We start from the raw sequence: 16,780 nt of genomic DNA, 5'->3' as shown, positions 1-16,780 counted from the left end.
AACCATCGTCATGAACCCTTGGCCGGGACTACCTGCAGGTACACCAACGTCAGGAGCAGATTGACGAAGAAGAGCACCAGGAAGGTGATCACCACGGATTGATTCACCGCGTCACCAACACCTTTCGGTCCCCCCTTGGGATTCAAACCTTTGTACGCGGCGATAACGCCTGCGAGCAGCCCGAAGATGAGCGCCTTGAATTCGCCGATCCAGAGGTCGGGAAGTTGCGCCAGCGCCGAGAACGACGCCAGATAGGCGCCCGGAGTCCCGCCCTGCAGCAACACATTGAAGAAATATCCGCCGCAGATACCGACCACCGAGACCAGGCCGTTGAGCAGCAACGCCACCAGCATCATGCCGAGCACCCGCGGAACCACCAGACGCTGCACCGGATCGATGCCGAGCACCTCCATCGCGTCGATTTCCTCGCGAATGGTGCGGGAACCCAGATCGGCGGCCACCGCCGAACCCGCCGCACCCGCGATGATCAACGCGGTCACGACGGGCGCAGCCTGCTGAACGGTCGCCAGCACACTGGTTGCGCCGGTAAAGGATTCAGCACCGAGCTGCTTGATAAGTGAACCGGTCTGTAACGCAACAACGGCGCCGAACGGGATTGCCACCAGGGCGGCGGGCAAGATCGAGACGCTCGCGATGAACCACGACTGCTCGATGAACTCACGCCATTGGAAAGGCCGGCGCAGTGATTTACGTGCCACGGAAATGAGCAGCGCAAATATGTTGCCGGCCTGCGCAAATCCCGACTCGACCGGAGTGCGCAGCCGTGCCAGGGGTTGATTCACGGTTGCGTATGTTACCCGTTGGTTGCGTCGTGACGCACGGTGGTGTCGTACGTGCCGCCCTGATATTGCGGAGCGTTACCCGTATAGGCCGGCAGAACTTGTGTATCGCCGTTCTGATCCAGCGATTCACGGATGGCGAGCTGCGCCTGTTGCGGCAGGGTGTGCATGATTTCCAGGACTCGGCGGCGGCGACGCTCGACGGCCTGGCGCACCGGCATACCCGGCTGCGCCTTCATCTGCGGGATGATGCCCTCGACCTCTTCGGTGCCGTTGTCGTAGTGGCCGGCGTCCGCGAGAGCCTGCTCGCGGGCCATCTGGGCCTCGTCCTTCTCCTCCGACATACCGATCGGGCCGACCATGCGGCCGTTGAGGAACTGCTTGACCACCGGCTCCTCGGAGGTCAGCAGGACCTCGCGCGGGCCGAACATGACCAACTGGCGGCGGAACAGCATGCCGATGTTGTCGGGCACGGTGCGGGCCAGGTTGATGTTGTGGGTGACGATCAGAATCGTCGCGTCGATCTGCGCGTTGATATCGATGAGCAGCTGCGACAGGTAGGTGGTGCGGACCGGGTCCAGACCGGAGTCGGGCTCGTCGACGAGGATGATCTGCGGATCCAGCACCAGCGCACGGGCCAGACCGGCACGCTTACGCATACCACCGGAGATCTCGCCGGGCAGTTTGCCTTCCGCGCCGAGCAGACCGGTGAGCTCGAGCTTCTCCATGACGATCTGCTTGATCTCGGACTCGGTCTTCTTGGTGTGCTCGCGCAGCGGGAAGGCCACGTTGTCGAACAGGTTCATCGACCCGAACAGCGCGCCGTCCTGGAACAGGACGCCGAACAGCTTGCGGATCTCGTAGAGCTCCTTGTTGGAGCAGGTGGTGATATCGGTACCGTCGATATAGATCGAGCCGCGCTCAGGCCGCAACAGGCCGATCAGCGACTTCAAGAACACCGACTTACCGGTACCGGACGGGCCGAGCAGCGCACTGACTTCCCCCGGTGGCAGGGTCAGAGTGACATCCTGCCAAATTCGCTGGGATCCGAAAGATTTTGTAACGCTTTCGGTCCTGACCTCGACGCCCACGCCAACCTCCACAATTCTTCTGACGAGCGCCCATGGCCGCGTCACCGGATATTTCCGCGCGGTGTGACGCGTCACACTGGGTGGGGCCACTGTATCGCATGCCGCTGATGCAGGACACCCTACCTGACTCGTCGGTAGAAATGTCGCTAGTAATCGCCCTGTTCACGGCATGCGCGGGATTCGCTGTGAAATATGCGAAAAGGGCGGTCCCGCAACGGGACCGCCCTTTTCGGGACACGATTACCGCAATTACTTGACGGAAACCTTCGCGCCGGCCTCTTCCAGCTTGGCCTTGGCGGCCTCGGCGGCGTCCTTGGCGACCTTCTCCAGGATCGGCTTCGGGGCACCCTCGACCAGGTCCTTGGCTTCCTTCAGGCCCAGGCCGGAGACGATCTCGCGCACGACCTTGATGACCTGGATCTTCTTGTCGCCGGCACCCTCGAGGATGACGTCGAACTCGTCCTGCTCCTCAGCGGCCTCGGCCGGAGCGGCAGCGCCACCGACAGCGGCGACGGCGACCGGAGCCGCAGCGGTGACCTCGAACTTCTCCTCGAACTTCTTGACGAAGTCCGACAGCTCCAGCAGGGTCATTCCGCCGATGGTCTCGAGCAGTTCGTCCACGTTGGCCATGGTGTTTCCTTTCGGTAGTTCATCCCGTCCGTCGTACACGCCCGAGGCGGGAAGAGAGTTTCTGGTTGTTGTGCGGCGCCGCGGGGCCTTAAGCGACCGATTCGCCGCGGGGCCTTAAGCGACCGATTCGCCGCGGGGCCTTATTCGGCGGCTTCGCCGCGGGGCCTTATTCGGCGGCTTCGCCGCCTTCGGCGCGCTTCTTGTCCTCCAACGCGGCGAACAGGCGAGCGACCTGGCCGGCCGGCGCGGCGAAGAGGCCGGCCGCCTTGGTCAGGTTGCCCTTCATGGCGCCGGCCAGCTTGGCCAGCAGCACCTCGCGCGACTCCAGGTCGGCGATGCGCTCGACCTCGGAGACCGACAGCGCGGCGCCGTCCATGTAGCCGCCCTTGATGACCAGCGCCTTGTTGTCCTTGGCGAAGGTCTTGAGGGCCTTGGCGGCGTCGACCGGCTCACCCGTGATGAAGGTGATAGCGGTCGGACCGACGAACAAGTCATCCAGGCCTTCGACGCCCGCCTCGGCGGCCGCACGCTTGACCAGGGTGTTCTTGGCGACGGAGTAGGTGGCATTGCTACCCAGCGCACGACGCAGCTGCGTCAGGTTGCCGACCGACAGACCACGGTATTCCGTGATCACGGTGGCCGTAGCGCTCTTGAACTGCTCGGTGATCTCCGCGACCGCGGTGACCTTCTCGGACTTTGCCATACTTCGCCTCCTCTCTGGATGGTCGGTTCTGCGATGAACTACCGACTCCGGAGGCAGTGCCGACTGAATCGGCACCGGAATGCATCTGGCGACAAAGCAAACGCCCCGGCCGCAGAGCGATCCCGGGGCGTACAAGAAACTCGATATGAGCGCGTGGCTCACACAGTGTCCCTGACCTCGGCTCTCCCTGCGTGGGCCGCCGGCAATATCGCCGGACCTTCGACTGCCTGACGGCAGCAACCAACGGTCTTCGGTAGAACGATTGGGGGTGATCGCCGGACAGGCCGACGAACGCAGTACAGATTAGCCGATGACCAGGCTCGATCCCAAATCGACCCGATCCGCGATGGCAAACGTTAACGTTTTGAATTGTCGGCGCCGCGCTCCGGCCGTCCGCCCCGTCCACTCGGAAGAACAATCGAATGACGAGCACAATCACGAAAGCCGCTGTCGCGGTGGCCCTTTGCGCCGCTGTCGCCGATGCCACTCAGCCTCGGCGGACGGGCATCGCGCGGAACAGGGGACAGCACCCAGCCTGATCCGCGGCCTGTCCGCCGACCGCTCTCCGGCGGCAGCGGTAGCGCGGGATAGCCGTCCCGCGCTACCCCGGACAGGCCGAAGGGCCGGCGGGAAACCCTGCCGGCCCTTCGGAGAGGCTACGAGCTCTACGCCTTACGCATCCTCTTCGGTGAGGTTGCGGGTGCGGTTCGGGTCCACCGGGATGCCCGGTCCGGTGTTCGTCGAAATCGTCACCTTCTTGACGTAACGCCCCTTGGCGGTCGACGGCTTCACACGCAGGATCTCCTCCAGCGCGGCGCCGTAGTTCTCGACCAGCTTCGCGTCGTCGAACGAGGCCTTGCCGATCACGAAGTGCAGGTTGGCCTGCTTGTCGACGCGGAAGTTGATCTTGCCGCCCTTGATGTCGTTGACGGCCTTGGTCACATCGGTGGTGACCGTGCCCGTCTTCGGGTTCGGCATCAGGCCGCGCGGGCCCAGCACGCGAGCGATACGACCGACCTTGGCCATCTGGTCCGGGGTGGCGATCGCGGCGTCGAAGTCCAGCCAGCCGCCCTGGATCCGCTCGATGAGATCCTCGGCACCGACCGCATCGGCGCCGGCCGCTTCCGCCTCGGCGGCCTTCTCACCGGCCGCGAACACGATGACGCGGGCGGTCTTACCGGTGCCGTGCGGCAGGTTGACGGTGCCGCGCACCATCTGGTCGGCCTTACGCGGGTCGACACCGAGACGGACGGCGACCTCGACGGTCGCATCGGTCTTGGTGGTCGCGGTCTCCTTGGCCAGCCGAGCGGCCGACAGCGGGGAGTACAGCTGAGTGCGGTCGACCTTGGCGGCCGCCTCGAGATAAGCCTTGCTTCGTTTTGCCATGATTCTCTGTCCTGTTCGTAAGTCAGAAGTGGTTGTCGGGACTGGCCGTCCCTCCCACACACACCCCGCCGTCACCGGCGAGGGCGGGAAACCGTCACTCGGAGACGGTGATACCCATCGAGCGAGCGGTACCCGCGATGATCTTGGCCGCCTGATCGAGATCGTTGGCGTTCAGATCTTCCTGCTTGGTCTTGGCGATCTCACGGACCTGGTCCATGGTGACCGTCGCGACCTTGTTGCGGTGCGGCTCGGCGGAGCCCTTCTGCACACCGGCGGCCTTGAGCAGCAGCTTGGCGGCGGGCGGAGTCTTCAGCTTGAAGTCGAACGAGCGGTCTTCGAAGACCGTGATCTCGACCGGGATGACGTTGCCGCGCTGCGACTCGGTCGCGGCGTTGTACGCCTTGCAGAACTCCATGATGTTGACGCCGTGCTGACCCAGCGCGGGACCCACCGGCGGGGCGGGGTTCGCCTGGCCGGCCTGGATCTGGAGCTTGATGAGCCCGGCGACCTTCTTCTTCTTGGGGGGCATCTTTCTTTCCTTGGTTTAGGTTCCTTACGGACTTCCGTAAGCCTGTCCCGGGGTGCGAGACCCCGGAAGTCTCAGATCTTCGCGACCTGCGTGAAGGCCAGCTCGACCGGAGTCTCACGGCCGAAGATCGACACCAGCACCTTGAGCTTCTGCTGCTCGGCGTTGACCTCGGAAATGCTGGCCGGCAGGGTCGCGAACGGGCCGTCCATGACGGTGACCGACTCGCCGACCTCGAAGTCGACCTCGATGGCCGGCTTGGCGACGGTCTCGGTGACGGTCTCGCTGGCTGCCGCGGCACCCGCCGCGGCGGCGGCCGGCTTCTTCTGCTGCTGCTCGGCCGGGACCAGGAACTTGACCACGTCGTTGATGGTCAGTGGCGACGGGCGCGACGTGGCGCCGACGAATCCGGTGACACCCGGGGTGTTGCGGACCGCGCCCCACGACTCGTCGTTGAGATCCATCCGGACCAGGATGTAGCCGGGCAGCACCTTGCGCTGCACGTTCTTGCGCTGGCCGTTCTTGATCTCGGTGACCTGTTCGGTCGGGACCTCGACCTGGAAGATGTAGTCCTCGAGGCCCAGATTCTGCACACGGGTCTCGAGATTGGTCTTCACCTTGTTCTCGTAACCGGCGTAGGAGTGGATCACGTACCAGTCGCCCGGGGCGCGCCGCAGCGCCGCCTTCATCTCGGCGACCGGATCGGCAGGCTCTTCCGCGGCTACCGGCTCGGCGGTCGCCTCGTCGTCGGCCGCCTCGTCGTCGGCCGCCTCGTCATCGGAGGACACGGCCTCGTCGGAGGACGTCGCGGTACCGTCCGAGACGGTCGCCTCGTCGGCGGTCGTCTCCGCCGCCTCGTCGTCGACCGGGAACTCGTCGGTTGTGCCGTTCTCCGGGGTGCTCACTGGGCACTCGCTTCCTGTGTCGTCACGTACATCCACTGCGCGCCGGAAGTGAATCCGGCGGCTGGTTCCGTCCTCGCTCGGCGGGGACGGCGCAGCACTCGTGGTCACTGCGCAGGCTCCGCTGCTGGCGCCGACGGGTCAGCTAGCCGAACAGCCAGTTGACACCCTTGATGAACGCCAGGTCCAACCCGCTGATGAACGCGACCATGAAGATCACGAACACCAGGACAACGCTTGTATAGGTGACCATCTGCTTGCGGTTGGGCCAGATCACCTTGCGCAGTTCGGCGATGACTTCCCGTAGGAACTTCACCAGGCGCTTGAAGGGATTGCCCCGACCGCTTCCGGCGGTCTTCTTCGCCGACTTGGACGCCTTACGCGATGCCGAATCCGATCCGGAGCCCTCACCACGATCGATCGTGGCCAGGGAGCCGGTGTCGCTGTCCGAGGAAGATCCGGTGCGAGCACGACGCGCCGACCGCTTACCACTCGGCCGGTTCACCGCAGCGGTGTCTTCGTCATCGGCGGCATGCGCGCCGTGGCGAATGTCCCGCTCGTCGCTCACGCCTTCTCCTCGCTCCGCTCGGCTCCGGCGTGCGCGATGCGCGCTGTGCCAATGGCTCGCTCGCTACGCTCGCTCACGCTGAATCCTCTCTCGTCGCTGGCATCCAGTGCAGGGGCGACAGGACTTGAACCTGCAACCTGCGGTTTTGGAGACCGCTGCTCTGCCAATTGAGCTACGCCCCTTCGGCTGGACTCACATCCAGCACGGTGCTATTCAGTTGTGTCGATCTGGGCCACACAACACGCGCGCCACTCCGTCGGTGTGCCGGCCCCGGCGGTCACCCGCCCGGAACCAGCCCCTCAGAGCAGCGCGCAGTGGCTGGCGACCCCAGAATCCCGAGTGTACGTTACCGCCCCGGCGGATAGCCAATCGGGCCGACGGCGACCATCATGCCAGCTGCACGGTGGCAGTCGCACGCCCGAAGATCTTGCGGCCACCGGACTTCGCGACGATCGCGACGACCGCGGTGCGGTTCTCCGGGTCCACCGACTTCACCTTGCCGGTGTACTCGACCTCGGCGGGCTGATCGCTGGGGACGTACACCGGGCTGGTGAAGCGCACGTTGTACTCCTTGACCGCGGCCGGGTCGCCCAGCCATGAGGTGACGAATCCGCCGCCCAGGCCCATGGTCAGCATGCCGTGCGCCACGGCGGTGTCCAGGCCGGCGAGTTCGACGACCTCGTCGCTCCAGTGGATCGGGTTGGCGTCGCCGGACACACCGGCGTAGTTCACCAGATCGCCGCGGGTGAGCCGCACGATGCGGGGCGGCAGTTCGTCACCGACCGCGACGTCGTCGAACGAGCGGGTGTGGATGCCGACGACGACCTCGGGGGTGGTGGTGACCGGAACCGGCGGCGGGCCGGCCGGGGCCTCGGCCCGCGCGTGGTGTTCGGGCGCCTCCCCCACGCCGTGCATGAGGATGTTGCGGACCGCGTCGGCGATATTGGGATCGACGTCACCGCCGCTGCGACCGACCAGGGTCGTGTAGGTGGTGAGGACCAGTTCGTCGTTCTGCGCGGTGACGATGTTCTTGGTGACGATGATGTCGCCGCCGAACGCCTGGCGGAACGAGTGCAGGTAGACGTCACAGGTGAGCTGGTCGCCGACCCGGATCGGGCGGTGGAACTCCAGGATCTGATCGGTCTGCATGATCTGGCTGAGGTCGTATCCGGTGACCACCTGCTCGAACAGCTTGCGCTGGGCCAGGATGCCGACCAGCGAGATGAAGGTCACGGGCGCCAGCAGGCCCTGGTGGCCGTACTCCTGCGCGGCGCTCTCGTCCCAGTGGACCGGGTGGTAGTCCTGGACGGCACGCGCGTACTCGCGCACCTTCTCACGGCCGACCTCGTAGTAGTCGTCCACGCGGTAGTGGTGACCGACCATGGCGGCGGCATGGGCCGAGGGATCGAAGGTTTCACTGTCGGAGTTCGGCGCGTCCACTGTTTCTGTTCCGGTGTTGATTGTCACGGAAAGTGAGTCCCTATCTGACTCCGCTACCGGAGTCTGCGGAGCGTGAAACTACCGCATCAACAGCAAATGCCGGAGCGGGTTGGAAAACCTGCTCCGGCATCGAGTGCTGCATGGGTCGGCATTAGGCCACGGACATCCGGGGAGGTCATCGATGTACCTCCCTCGATCCGAGCGCCGACTACGCGCGCGGCAGCGTGCACGCGGAGAAATCTAGCGAGATTCGCGGTGCGCCCGGTGGGTGCCGCAGTTCGGGCAGAACTTCTTCAGTTCCAGACGATCCGGGTCGTTGCGCCGGTTCTTCTTGGTGATGTAGTTGCGGTGCTTGCACTGCTCGCAGGCCAAGGTGATCTTTGGCCGGACATCGGTGGACTTCGCGGCCACGATATGCCTTCTTTCGGGTCAACCTGACGGGGTATCAGTTTTGTAGCGATGGCCGGACTTGAACCGGCGACACAACGATTATGAGTCGTTTGCTCTACCGACTGAGCTACACCGCCATAGGGTCGGCTTGCGATGGCGCCTGGGCCCTGGAGATGCCGTCGGTCACCACCGGCAATCCGGCGAGCCCCCTAACGGAATCGAACCGTTGACCTTTTCCTTACCATGGAAACGCTCTGCCGACTGAGCTAAGGGGGCATGGCTCCATTCGCTCCGAGCTGGAATCCTCCGCACCCGGTGCGCTGAAGCCTTGAACGAGGTTACACACTGCACGGCAAACTTACCAAACCGGCAGCTCAGCGCGGAATTTTTGGCCGTCGCTTCGCCCATCGGGAGCTCAGCGTGGGGGTGCGGGCCCGCGAATCACCCGCGAACGAGAACAGGGCCCTCTCCGAGAGGAGAGGGCCCTGAACGGGTGGCGGATGAAGGATTCGAACCTCCGAAGCTTTCGCGGCTGATTTACAGTCAGCTCCCTTTGGCCACTCGGGCAATCCGCCGAATCGCGCTGTGTCAGCGCGCAGAGCAGAATACAACGATCAGGGCGCCTGGACGCAAACCGGCTGGCCAGCGGGGTGCCGTGACCGATGCGGGGTAGCCGGGGTAGAAAGTTCCCTAACCGGAGCACCGGGTGAAACGTGAGCCGTCAGACAGGAGCGCAGCGTGGCCGATTCGTCATTCGATGTCGTCAGCAAGGTCGACCGGCAGGAGGTCGACAACGCCCTCAATCAGGCGGCCAAGGAACTTCTCACCCGCTACGACTTCCGCGGGACGGGCGCGGGTATCGAATGGTCCGGCGAGGAGAAGATCGTGCTGACAGCCGAATCCGAGGAGCGGGTGAAGGCGGCGCTCGAGGTCTTCAAGGAGAAATTGATCCGTCGCGATATCTCACTGAAGGCATTCGAGGCCGGTGAGCCGGCGGCCTCCGGGAAAACCTACAAGATCACCGGAAATTTGATTCAGGGTATTTCCACCGAGAATGCGAAGAAGATCGCCAAGAAGATCCGCGACGAGGGCCCGAAGGGCGTCAAGGCGCAGATCCAGGGCGACGAACTGCGGGTCAGCAGCAAGAAGCGCGATGATCTGCAGGCCGTGATCGCACTGCTGAAGGGCGCCGATCTCGAGGTCGCCCTCCAATTCGTGAACTACCGGTGACGGTCAGTAACTCCGCGGGCCGCCGGCCATTTGTTCGAGGCGCTGAATTCGTTCGCCCATAGGGGGATGGGTGGAGAACCAGCGGGCCATTTTGTCGCCCGCCCGGAACGGATTGGCGATCATCAGATGTGATTGCGCGGTCAGCTGGGGTTCCGGCGGCAACGGGGCGGCCTGGGTGCCGCGTTCGAGTTTGCGGAGCGCGGAAGCCAGCGCCAGCGGGTCGCCGGTGAGCTCGGCGCCGTCCTGGTCGGCCTGATATTCGCGCGAGCGCGAAACCGCGAGTTTGATCAGGGTCGCGGCGATGGGGCCGAGCAGCGAGACCAGCAGCACACCGAGGATGTTCGGGCCTTCGCCGTCCCGGCTGCCGCCACCGAACATGCTCGCGAAGAAGGCCAGGTTGGCCAGGCCGGAGATGACCGCGGCGAGGGCGCCGGCCACCGAGGAGATCAGGATGTCGCGGTTGTAGACGTGCGACAGCTCGTGGCCGAGGACGGCCCGTAGTTCCCGTTCGTCGAGGATCTGCAGGATGCCGCTGGTGCAGCAGACCGCCGCGTGGCGCGGGTTGCGACCGGTGGCGAAGGCGTTGGGCGCGGAGGTCGGGCTGATGTACAGCCGTGGCATGGGCTGGCGCGCGGTGGTCGCCAGTTCCCGCACGATCTTGTACATGACCGGCGCTTCGAGTTCGGATACCGGCTGCGCGTGCATGGCCCGCAGGGCCAGCTTGTCGCTGCTGAAATAGGCGTAGGCGTTCATGCCCACGGCCAGCAGGATCGCGATGATCAGGATTGTGGGGTTGCGGAACATCGCACCTGCGAACACGATCAGTGCCGACAGACCCACCATGAGCCCGAAGGTCTTCAAACCGTTCGCGTAACCATGCATGTCGGATCAACGATCGGCGGTGGGTTCCGGTTCCGGGGCCGATACCGGCCCCGGCCGTGCGATATCGATCACATCAGGACGAACCGGACGCGAAAGCCGGTCGGCGCGGCTCAGCCCACCCGCTCGATGGTGTAGCGGACCAGGTGTTCGAGCGCGTCGTTGGCGGGCCCCTGCGGCAGGGCCGACAGCTCGGCATGGGCGATATCGGCGTAGCCCTGCAGCTTCTGCTTCGCCAGCACCATGCCGCGCGAGCGGGACAGCAGGTCCAGCGCCTCGGCGACCTCGTCGTCGGATTCCAGCGGCCGGGCCAGCAGGGCGCGCAGGCGGTCCCCCTCGGCGCCCTCGTCACGCAGCGCGTACAGCACGGGCAGGGTGTGCACACCCTCGCGCAGATCGGTCCCGGGCGTCTTACCCGACTGCTCGGAGACCGACGAGATGTCGATGATGTCGTCGGAGATCTGGAATGCCGTACCGACCGCGTCACCGAGGCGGGCCAGCCGCTCGACATCCTCGAGGCCCGCACCGGAGAAGGTGCCGCCGAATCGGCCCGACGCCGCGATCAGCGATCCGGTCTTCTCCCACACCACGCGCAGATAGTGCTCGACGGGATCCTGGGACTGCTTGGCGCCCAAAGTCTCCCGCATCTGGCCGGTGACCAGCTCGGCGAAGGTCTCGGCGATGATGCGCACCGCGTCCGGGCCGAGAGTCGACACCAGCCGCGACGCATGCGCGAACAGGTAGTCACCCGACAGGATGGCGATGCTGTTGCCCCACCGGGAGTTCACACTCGGCGCGCCGCGGCGCATCGACGCCTCGTCCATCACGTCGTCGTGGTACAGCGTGGCCAGGTGGACCAGTTCGACCACGGTGCCGGCGGTGATCAGATCGGGGTCGGTCGGGCGGGGTCCGAGCTGGCCGGTCAGGATGGTGAACAGCGGACGGAACCGCTTCCCCCCGGCGCGAGCCAGGTGCAGGGCCGCCTCCAGGAGGAAGTCCTCCCCATCCGACAGCTCGCTGACCAGTAACTTCTCCACCTCTTCGAGCCCGTTGCGCACCGTCGCCGCGAGCTCGGGATCGCCGAGATCGACCCCGGCAACCACGGTGCTCTCATCGCTCAGAGCCGATGCACTCATGTCTTCTCCCAATGCCGCGTCCGTCCCCACACCGAAGAACCTAGCTTGTCGGCTTCGAGGCTCCCATGAACACCGTCACAGAGCCCGCTGCCTCCGCCGCGCTCCGGCGGGTATCGGGCCCCCTCCGCCTCGATTCTTCACTCTTCCGCTCCTCCGCTCCGCGCCCCGGCTCCGCCGGGCCGGAATCCGGGCGGGCCGACAACCACCACCGCGTACGTCTCGGCGTCGGTTACCTCGAACCCGCCGGAGCGAAACGGAGCGGAGAGCTCTGCCAGTATTGGGACATGGGTTCAGGTGAGGCAGGCGACTCGACGGCACCGGAGCGTGAGCACAGCGCCGTCCTGCCCGAGCACGTCCAGGTGTTGGTCGTCGGCGCGGGACCGGCCGGTTCCGCCGCGGCGGCCTGGGCGGCACGGACCGGTCGCGACGTTCTGCTCACCGATGCCGCGGTCTTTCCCCGGGACAAGACCTGTGGTGACGGGCTGACACCGCGGGCCATCGCGGAACTGGAAGCGCTGGGACTCGGCGACTGGGTTCGCTCCCATACCGTCAACCGAGGGCTGCGGATGGCCGGATTCGGCCGGGAGGCGCTACTGCCCTGGCCAGGCGGCTCGTTCCCGGCCTACGGAAGCGCCGTTCCTCGAACCGAACTCGACGACACATTGCGCGAGACCGCGGTCAAGTGGGGTGCGCGCATGATCGACGGCGTGCGGGTGGTGGATGTCGATCGCGACGGGGATCGGGTCACCGGTGTGACCGTCCGAACCGACTCCGGGACACGGGAGATCCGCTGCGACACTCTGATCGTCGCCGACGGGGTGCGATCACCGGTCGGCAAACTGCTGGGCCGGGTCTGGCACCGCCGGTTCGCCTACGGGGTCGCCGCGCGCGCCTACATTCGTTCGGCCCGCAGCGACGACGAGTGGATCACCTCGCATCTGGAATTGCGTGACGCGGAGGGCGCCCTGGTTCCGGGCTACGGCTGGGTGTTCCCACTGGGCAACGGTGAGGTGAACATCGGCGTGGGTTCCCTCGCGACCGAGCGACGGCCCTCGCACATCTCATTGAAACCTCTTCTGCAGCATTATGTTTCGTTGCGGCGGGAGGAATGGCAGTTCGACGGCGAGACCCGCGCGGTGGCCTCGGCCCTGTTGCCGATGGGCGGCGCGGTCTCCGGTGTCGCCGGGCGGAACTGGGCGCTGGTCGGCGATGCCGCCGGATGTGTGAACCCGCTCAACGGCGAGGGCATCGACTACGGACTCGAAGGCGGACATCTGCTGTCCGGACTGCTCGGCGAACCGGACCTGACCACGCTGTGGCCGGATCTGCTGCGGGCCCGCTACGGGCGGACCTTCTCGGTGGCCCGCCGGATCGCGGCGCTGGCGACCCATCCACGGATGGTGCCGGCGGGCGGGCCGCCGGTGATGCGTTCGGCGCTGCTGCAGCGCACGGCGGTACGGGTGATGGGCAATCTGGTGGACGAGCAGGACAGCGATCTCACCGCGCGGGCATGGCGCGCCGCCGGACGCGCGTCGCTGCGTTTCGACGAACGGGCGCCGTTCAGCTGATGCGCGCCCACTCGGTGCCCGAGGACCTGCTCCCCCATTTGCGGCGGGCGCGTGATCTGGCCGATCGCGAGTACGCGCGGCCGCTCGATGTGGACGAACTGGCCGCCACCGCCGGGGTGTCGAAGTATCACTTCCTGCGCTGTTTCGCCGCCACCTACGGCCGGACTCCGGCGCTGTACCTGGCGGAGCGGCGCATCGAACGCGCGCAGGATCTGTTGCGCGCCACCAACATCACGGTGACCGAGGCGTGCGTGCTGGTCGGCTATACGAGCCTGGGCTCGTTCAGTCGCAAGTTCACCGAACTGGTCGGGATGTCGCCCTCGGCCTACCAGGCAAAGTTCGCCGCCGATGGGGCGCCGCGCATTCCGGGTTGTTACGTCTTCATGCACGGGCTCTCCGATCGCCGGCCACCGCGGTGATATCGCAATTTCGGAGAAGCGGCCGGCCCGCGGCGGCTCCTAGCCTGATCTCATGACGACGATCACCAACGTTTCCCTGGTCACGGTGTACGTGACCGATCAGACCGCGGCCAAGCAGTGGTACATCGAGAAATTGGGTTTCGTGGAGATGACCGACATCTCCATGGGCGACAACGGGTTCCGCTGGGTCACCGTGGCTCAGCCGGATCATCCCGAACTCGAGGTGACGCTCATGGTGCCGGGCCCGCCGCTCGACGAGGGTATGGCCGAGGCCGTCCGCCGCTCCCTCGGCAACGGCACCATGGGTGCGCTGGGGTTGCGCACCGAGGACTGCCAGAAGGCCTACGAGGAGCTCACCGCCAAGGGGGTGGAGTTCGTGCAGCCGCCGTCGGAGCGGCCGTACGGGGTGGAGGCCGTGATGCGCGACAACTCCGGTAACTGGCTGGTCCTGGTCGAACAGCGCGCGTTCGATCCGGCCGCGGCCGACTGGTCGCAGTAGCCGGCGAGGCCGGACTCGTGCACCCGGGGACCGCGTGCACGGATCCGGCACGGCTCGTCGCGGCCGGGCGATCAGGCCTCGGACTTGGCGGCGAAGTACTTCTCGACGAATGTGCGCTCGCTGTTGACCACGCGCTGCTGCAACTGCTCGGCGAGCGGTTCGATGGCCCCGCCCACCAGCGCGACCTTGACCTTGACCGTCCCGCTGACCTCGAGTTCGGAGCCGGTGGCCGTCCCGCGGAGCAGGTATTTCCCGCTCATCTCCGAGGAGATGCCCGACGAGGTCGCGGTGAAGGTGCCCGCGGCGGTGTCGCCGTCGAGCGGGCCCCAGTCGTCGGTGCGCTCGAGTACCAGATCGTTCTTGAGGACCTTGCGCACGATCGCCGGGATCTTGTCCGGCCGCGCCGTTTCGGTCATCCGCAGGCGGATGGTGCCGGGACCGCCCGGCCGGGCCAGTTCGAAGGTCGCGGTCTCGGCACCCTCGAAGCGGGCCTGCCAGAATTCGTCGCTGGTGAGCGCCCGGTGCAATTCCTCGACCGGGACGGTGTATGACACGGTGAAGCGGAAGTTTCGGGACATGGGCGCATACGCTATCTCCAGGCATGCAATAGCCTGTTGCGGTGTCGGAAACCACCGAGTCTGCTGTCCGTGAGGATCGAGCCGAACCCGGTTCGCGTCGCCTCCGGCGGACTCGGATCACCATCGTGACCATCGCCGTCGCGGTGAGCGTATTGGCGGCGCTGCTGGTGCTGGCGGCCTGGCGCGACGATATGCTCATCAGCTCCGATAAGGGCGTGACCAGCGCGGAAGTATTGTCGGCCGGTCGGCTGCGCTCCGCGGTCACCTACGTCACGCCGGACGGGGTGACCCACAATCCCAAGGTCGGCGTGCTGTACCCCACCAAACTGACCGCCGGCGAGCGGATCAATGTCGAATACAGCCGCAGTGATCCGGAACTGGTCCGGGTCGCCGGGCGCGACGCCCGGGTGGCGATCATTCCCGCGCTGTCGGTGATCGTGGTGGTGTGGGTGGTGACGCTGCCGGTGCTGTGGCTGGTCCGGCGGTTCGCGCGACGGCAGCGTCCGGCACCGACATCCGACTAGCTGTTCGCCCGAACTTCGCACATCCGTCATCCCGGTGTGGTGTCGTGGCGTGCCCCCGGTATCGCACACTGCAGAGGTGCGTGTAGCGATCGTCTCCGAATCGTTTCTGCCGAATATGAACGGTGTCGTGAACTCCGTCCTGCAGGTCCTGGCTCATCTGGACCGCAACGGGCACGATGCCCTGGTCATCGCGCCGGATACGCCGCGCGGCCGGCCACCGGCCGCCCGCTCCCACGGCCGCTTCCCGGTGATCCGGGTGCCGGCGGTGATGGTGCCGCGGATCAGCTCGCTACCGGTGGGGCTGCCACAACCGCTGCTCACCTGCGCGATCGAGGAGTTCGACGCGGACGTGGTGCATCTGGCCTCCCCGTTCCTGCTGGGCGCCGGTGGCGCGGCGGCGGCGCTGCGCCTGGATCTGCCCGCGGTCGCGGTGTACCAGACCGATGTGGCCGGGTTCGCGGCCAGTTACGGGCTGAGCGCGACGCAGCGGGCGGCATGGGCCTGGACCCGGCGTATCCACAATCGGGCGGCGCGCACTCTGGCGCCCTCCTCCGCCGCGATGGAGGATCTGGCCCGGCACGGCATCACGCGCGTGCACCGGTGGGCCCGCGGTGTGGATACGGTGCGGTTCACGCCCTCGGCCCGGGACGAGCGCCTGCACGACGAATGGGCCGACGGGAATCGGCTGGTCGTCGGATTCGTCGGCCGGCTGGCGCCGGAGAAACATGTCGAGCGGCTGGCGGCCCTCGCCCACGATCGCGGTATCCGGCTGGTCGTGGTCGGTGACGGTCCCGAACGCACCCGGCTGCACCGGCTGCTGCCGACCGCGGTCTTCACCGGCGAACTCGGTGGCGCCGAACTGGCCCGGGCCTACGCGAGCCTGGATCTGATGGTGCACCCCGGTGAGCACGAGACCTTCTGCCAGGGTGTCCAGGAGGCGCTGGCGTGCGGTGTTCCGGTGATCGGGCCCGACGCGGGCGGCCCTCGCGATCTGATCGCCCATTGCCGCAACGGTTATCTGCTGCCGGTCGATCGCTTCGCCGAACTGCTGCCGAGTGCCGTTGCCGCCCTGCGGGATCCGGTGTCGCGCGCGCGATTCGCCCGTGCCGCGCGCACATCCGTCCTGCACCGCACCTGGCCCGCGATCTGCACCGAACTGATGGGCCACTATCACGATGTCATCGGCGGGCAGCAGCTATTGCATCGCACCGCCTGAACACACCGGCCGGCTCGAAATTCGGTCGACACCGGTGCCGCCGCGCTCTAGCGTCGACGGTATGGGAAGTCCAGGCATGAACGGGACGTGCGCGTTCGGCGCGTATTTCGTGCGGCTGCGCATGACGGCCCGGACCCCCGGTGCGCACTGAGCGCCACCCCATCTCCGATTCCGGAGCTACCTCTCCGCACCGGAGCGGCCACCTGCCGCTGAATCGACAGCGCTGTATCGGGCGACTGTCCCCGGTGCGAATTCCGCGGGATGTGGTGTGCCGCGAGCACGGGTCCGGGCGAAT

Annotated in this window: 19 protein-coding genes and 4 tRNA genes; 6 read left to right on the top strand and 17 right to left on the bottom strand. The window is 66.3% G+C overall.

Annotated elements, in window-relative coordinates; translation table 11 throughout:
• Positions 1-8: 8 nt before the first annotated feature.
• The 14 genes from LKD76_RS04180 to LKD76_RS04115 all read right to left on the bottom strand — a co-directional run bounded on the left by LKD76_RS04180 (position 9) and on the right by LKD76_RS04115 (position 9,011).
• Complete coding sequence (locus tag LKD76_RS04180) at positions 9-803, bottom strand: MlaE family ABC transporter permease (RefSeq protein WP_025353004.1); 795 nt, start codon at positions 801-803, stop codon at positions 9-11.
• An 11-nt stretch (positions 804-814) separates the two neighbouring features.
• Positions 815-1,891: an ABC transporter ATP-binding protein gene (locus LKD76_RS04175; protein WP_227979597.1), complete on the bottom strand. Its 1,077-nt coding sequence runs from the start codon at positions 1,889-1,891 to the stop codon at positions 815-817.
• A gap of 249 nt (positions 1,892-2,140) precedes the next feature.
• The gene (gene rplL, locus LKD76_RS04170) at positions 2,141-2,521 is read right to left on the bottom strand and encodes a 50S ribosomal protein L7/L12 (RefSeq protein WP_227979596.1); all 381 of its coding nucleotides are present in this window, start codon (positions 2,519-2,521) and stop codon (positions 2,141-2,143) included.
• A gap of 166 nt (positions 2,522-2,687) precedes the next feature.
• A complete protein-coding gene (rplJ, locus tag LKD76_RS04165) occupies positions 2,688-3,224 on the bottom strand; it encodes a 50S ribosomal protein L10 (RefSeq protein ID WP_227979595.1) in 537 nt (178 codons plus the stop codon).
• A 672-nt stretch (positions 3,225-3,896) separates the two neighbouring features.
• Entirely contained in the window at positions 3,897-4,610 is a 714-nt protein-coding gene (gene rplA / locus LKD76_RS04160; RefSeq protein ID WP_227979594.1) for a 50S ribosomal protein L1, read from the bottom strand.
• 94 nt (positions 4,611-4,704) lie between these two features.
• Complete coding sequence (gene rplK, locus LKD76_RS04155; protein WP_227979593.1) at positions 4,705-5,139, bottom strand: 50S ribosomal protein L11; 435 nt, start codon at positions 5,137-5,139, stop codon at positions 4,705-4,707.
• A 71-nt stretch (positions 5,140-5,210) separates the two neighbouring features.
• A complete protein-coding gene (gene nusG / locus LKD76_RS04150) occupies positions 5,211-6,041 on the bottom strand; it encodes a transcription termination/antitermination protein NusG (RefSeq protein WP_227979592.1) in 831 nt (276 codons plus the stop codon).
• A 142-nt stretch (positions 6,042-6,183) separates the two neighbouring features.
• Entirely contained in the window at positions 6,184-6,606 is a 423-nt protein-coding gene (gene secE / locus LKD76_RS04145; RefSeq protein WP_227979591.1) for a preprotein translocase subunit SecE, read from the bottom strand.
• A gap of 109 nt (positions 6,607-6,715) precedes the next feature.
• Positions 6,716-6,788, bottom strand: a tRNA-Trp gene (locus tag LKD76_RS04140).
• Positions 6,789-6,993: 205 nt separating this feature from the next.
• On the bottom strand, positions 6,994-8,067 hold the full coding sequence (locus LKD76_RS04135) for a fused (3R)-hydroxyacyl-ACP dehydratase subunits HadA/HadB (RefSeq protein WP_308188610.1): 1,074 nt from the start codon (positions 8,065-8,067) through the stop codon (positions 6,994-6,996).
• A gap of 219 nt (positions 8,068-8,286) precedes the next feature.
• A complete protein-coding gene (gene rpmG / locus LKD76_RS04130; protein ID WP_011211653.1) occupies positions 8,287-8,457 on the bottom strand; it encodes a 50S ribosomal protein L33 in 171 nt (56 codons plus the stop codon).
• A 43-nt stretch (positions 8,458-8,500) separates the two neighbouring features.
• A tRNA-Met gene (locus tag LKD76_RS04125) sits at positions 8,501-8,573 on the bottom strand.
• 66 nt (positions 8,574-8,639) lie between these two features.
• A tRNA-Thr gene (locus LKD76_RS04120) sits at positions 8,640-8,712 on the bottom strand.
• Positions 8,713-8,930: 218 nt separating this feature from the next.
• Positions 8,931-9,011 (bottom strand) — tRNA-Tyr (locus tag LKD76_RS04115).
• 163 nt (positions 9,012-9,174) lie between these two features.
• On the opposite strand from LKD76_RS04115, the gene LKD76_RS04110 reads away from it, so the two are divergent.
• Positions 9,175-9,666 carry a YajQ family cyclic di-GMP-binding protein gene (locus LKD76_RS04110; RefSeq protein ID WP_227979590.1) on the top strand — a complete coding sequence of 164 codons (492 nt, stop codon included), beginning with the start codon at positions 9,175-9,177 and terminating at the stop codon, positions 9,664-9,666.
• 3 nt (positions 9,667-9,669) lie between these two features.
• Here LKD76_RS04110 and htpX read toward each other — a convergent pair whose 3' ends face one another.
• Positions 9,670-10,548: a zinc metalloprotease HtpX gene (gene htpX / locus LKD76_RS04105; protein ID WP_227979589.1), complete on the bottom strand. Its 879-nt coding sequence runs from the start codon at positions 10,546-10,548 to the stop codon at positions 9,670-9,672.
• A 110-nt stretch (positions 10,549-10,658) separates the two neighbouring features.
• Positions 10,659-11,681, bottom strand: coding sequence for a polyprenyl synthetase family protein (locus LKD76_RS04100; RefSeq protein WP_227979588.1), 1,023 nt, complete (start codon positions 11,679-11,681; stop codon positions 10,659-10,661).
• Between the two features lie 284 nt (positions 11,682-11,965).
• On the opposite strand from LKD76_RS04100, the gene LKD76_RS04095 reads away from it, so the two are divergent.
• The 3 genes from LKD76_RS04095 to LKD76_RS04085 are packed head-to-tail and all read left to right on the top strand — an operon-like array spanning position 11,966 to position 14,167.
• On the top strand, positions 11,966-13,249 hold the full coding sequence (locus LKD76_RS04095) for a geranylgeranyl reductase family protein (protein ID WP_227979587.1): 1,284 nt from the start codon (positions 11,966-11,968) through the stop codon (positions 13,247-13,249).
• Positions 13,249-13,668: a helix-turn-helix transcriptional regulator gene (locus LKD76_RS04090; protein WP_227979586.1), complete on the top strand. Its 420-nt coding sequence runs from the start codon at positions 13,249-13,251 to the stop codon at positions 13,666-13,668. Before LKD76_RS04095 ends, LKD76_RS04090 begins: the two co-directional genes overlap by 1 nt.
• Positions 13,669-13,720: 52 nt before the next feature.
• The gene (locus LKD76_RS04085) at positions 13,721-14,167 is read left to right on the top strand and encodes a VOC family protein (RefSeq protein WP_227979585.1); all 447 of its coding nucleotides are present in this window, start codon (positions 13,721-13,723) and stop codon (positions 14,165-14,167) included.
• A 71-nt stretch (positions 14,168-14,238) separates the two neighbouring features.
• On the opposite strand, the gene LKD76_RS04080 is transcribed toward LKD76_RS04085, so the two are convergent.
• The gene (locus LKD76_RS04080; RefSeq protein ID WP_227979584.1) at positions 14,239-14,745 is read right to left on the bottom strand and encodes a DUF2505 domain-containing protein; all 507 of its coding nucleotides are present in this window, start codon (positions 14,743-14,745) and stop codon (positions 14,239-14,241) included.
• Positions 14,746-14,786: 41 nt separating this feature from the next.
• Between LKD76_RS04080 and LKD76_RS04075 the strand changes: the two genes are divergently transcribed.
• Together LKD76_RS04075 and LKD76_RS04070 are read left to right on the top strand one after the other, a co-directional pair.
• On the top strand, positions 14,787-15,269 hold the full coding sequence (locus tag LKD76_RS04075; RefSeq protein WP_227979583.1) for a DUF3592 domain-containing protein: 483 nt from the start codon (positions 14,787-14,789) through the stop codon (positions 15,267-15,269).
• A 76-nt stretch (positions 15,270-15,345) separates the two neighbouring features.
• Positions 15,346-16,485: a glycosyltransferase family 4 protein gene (locus tag LKD76_RS04070; RefSeq protein ID WP_227979582.1), complete on the top strand. Its 1,140-nt coding sequence runs from the start codon at positions 15,346-15,348 to the stop codon at positions 16,483-16,485.
• Positions 16,486-16,780: the final 295 nt, after the last annotated feature.

This window comes from Nocardia spumae, assembly GCF_020733635.1.
Lineage (GTDB): Bacteria > Actinomycetota > Actinomycetes > Mycobacteriales > Mycobacteriaceae > Nocardia > Nocardia spumae.
This window is presented reverse-complemented; position numbering and strand designations above follow the sequence as displayed.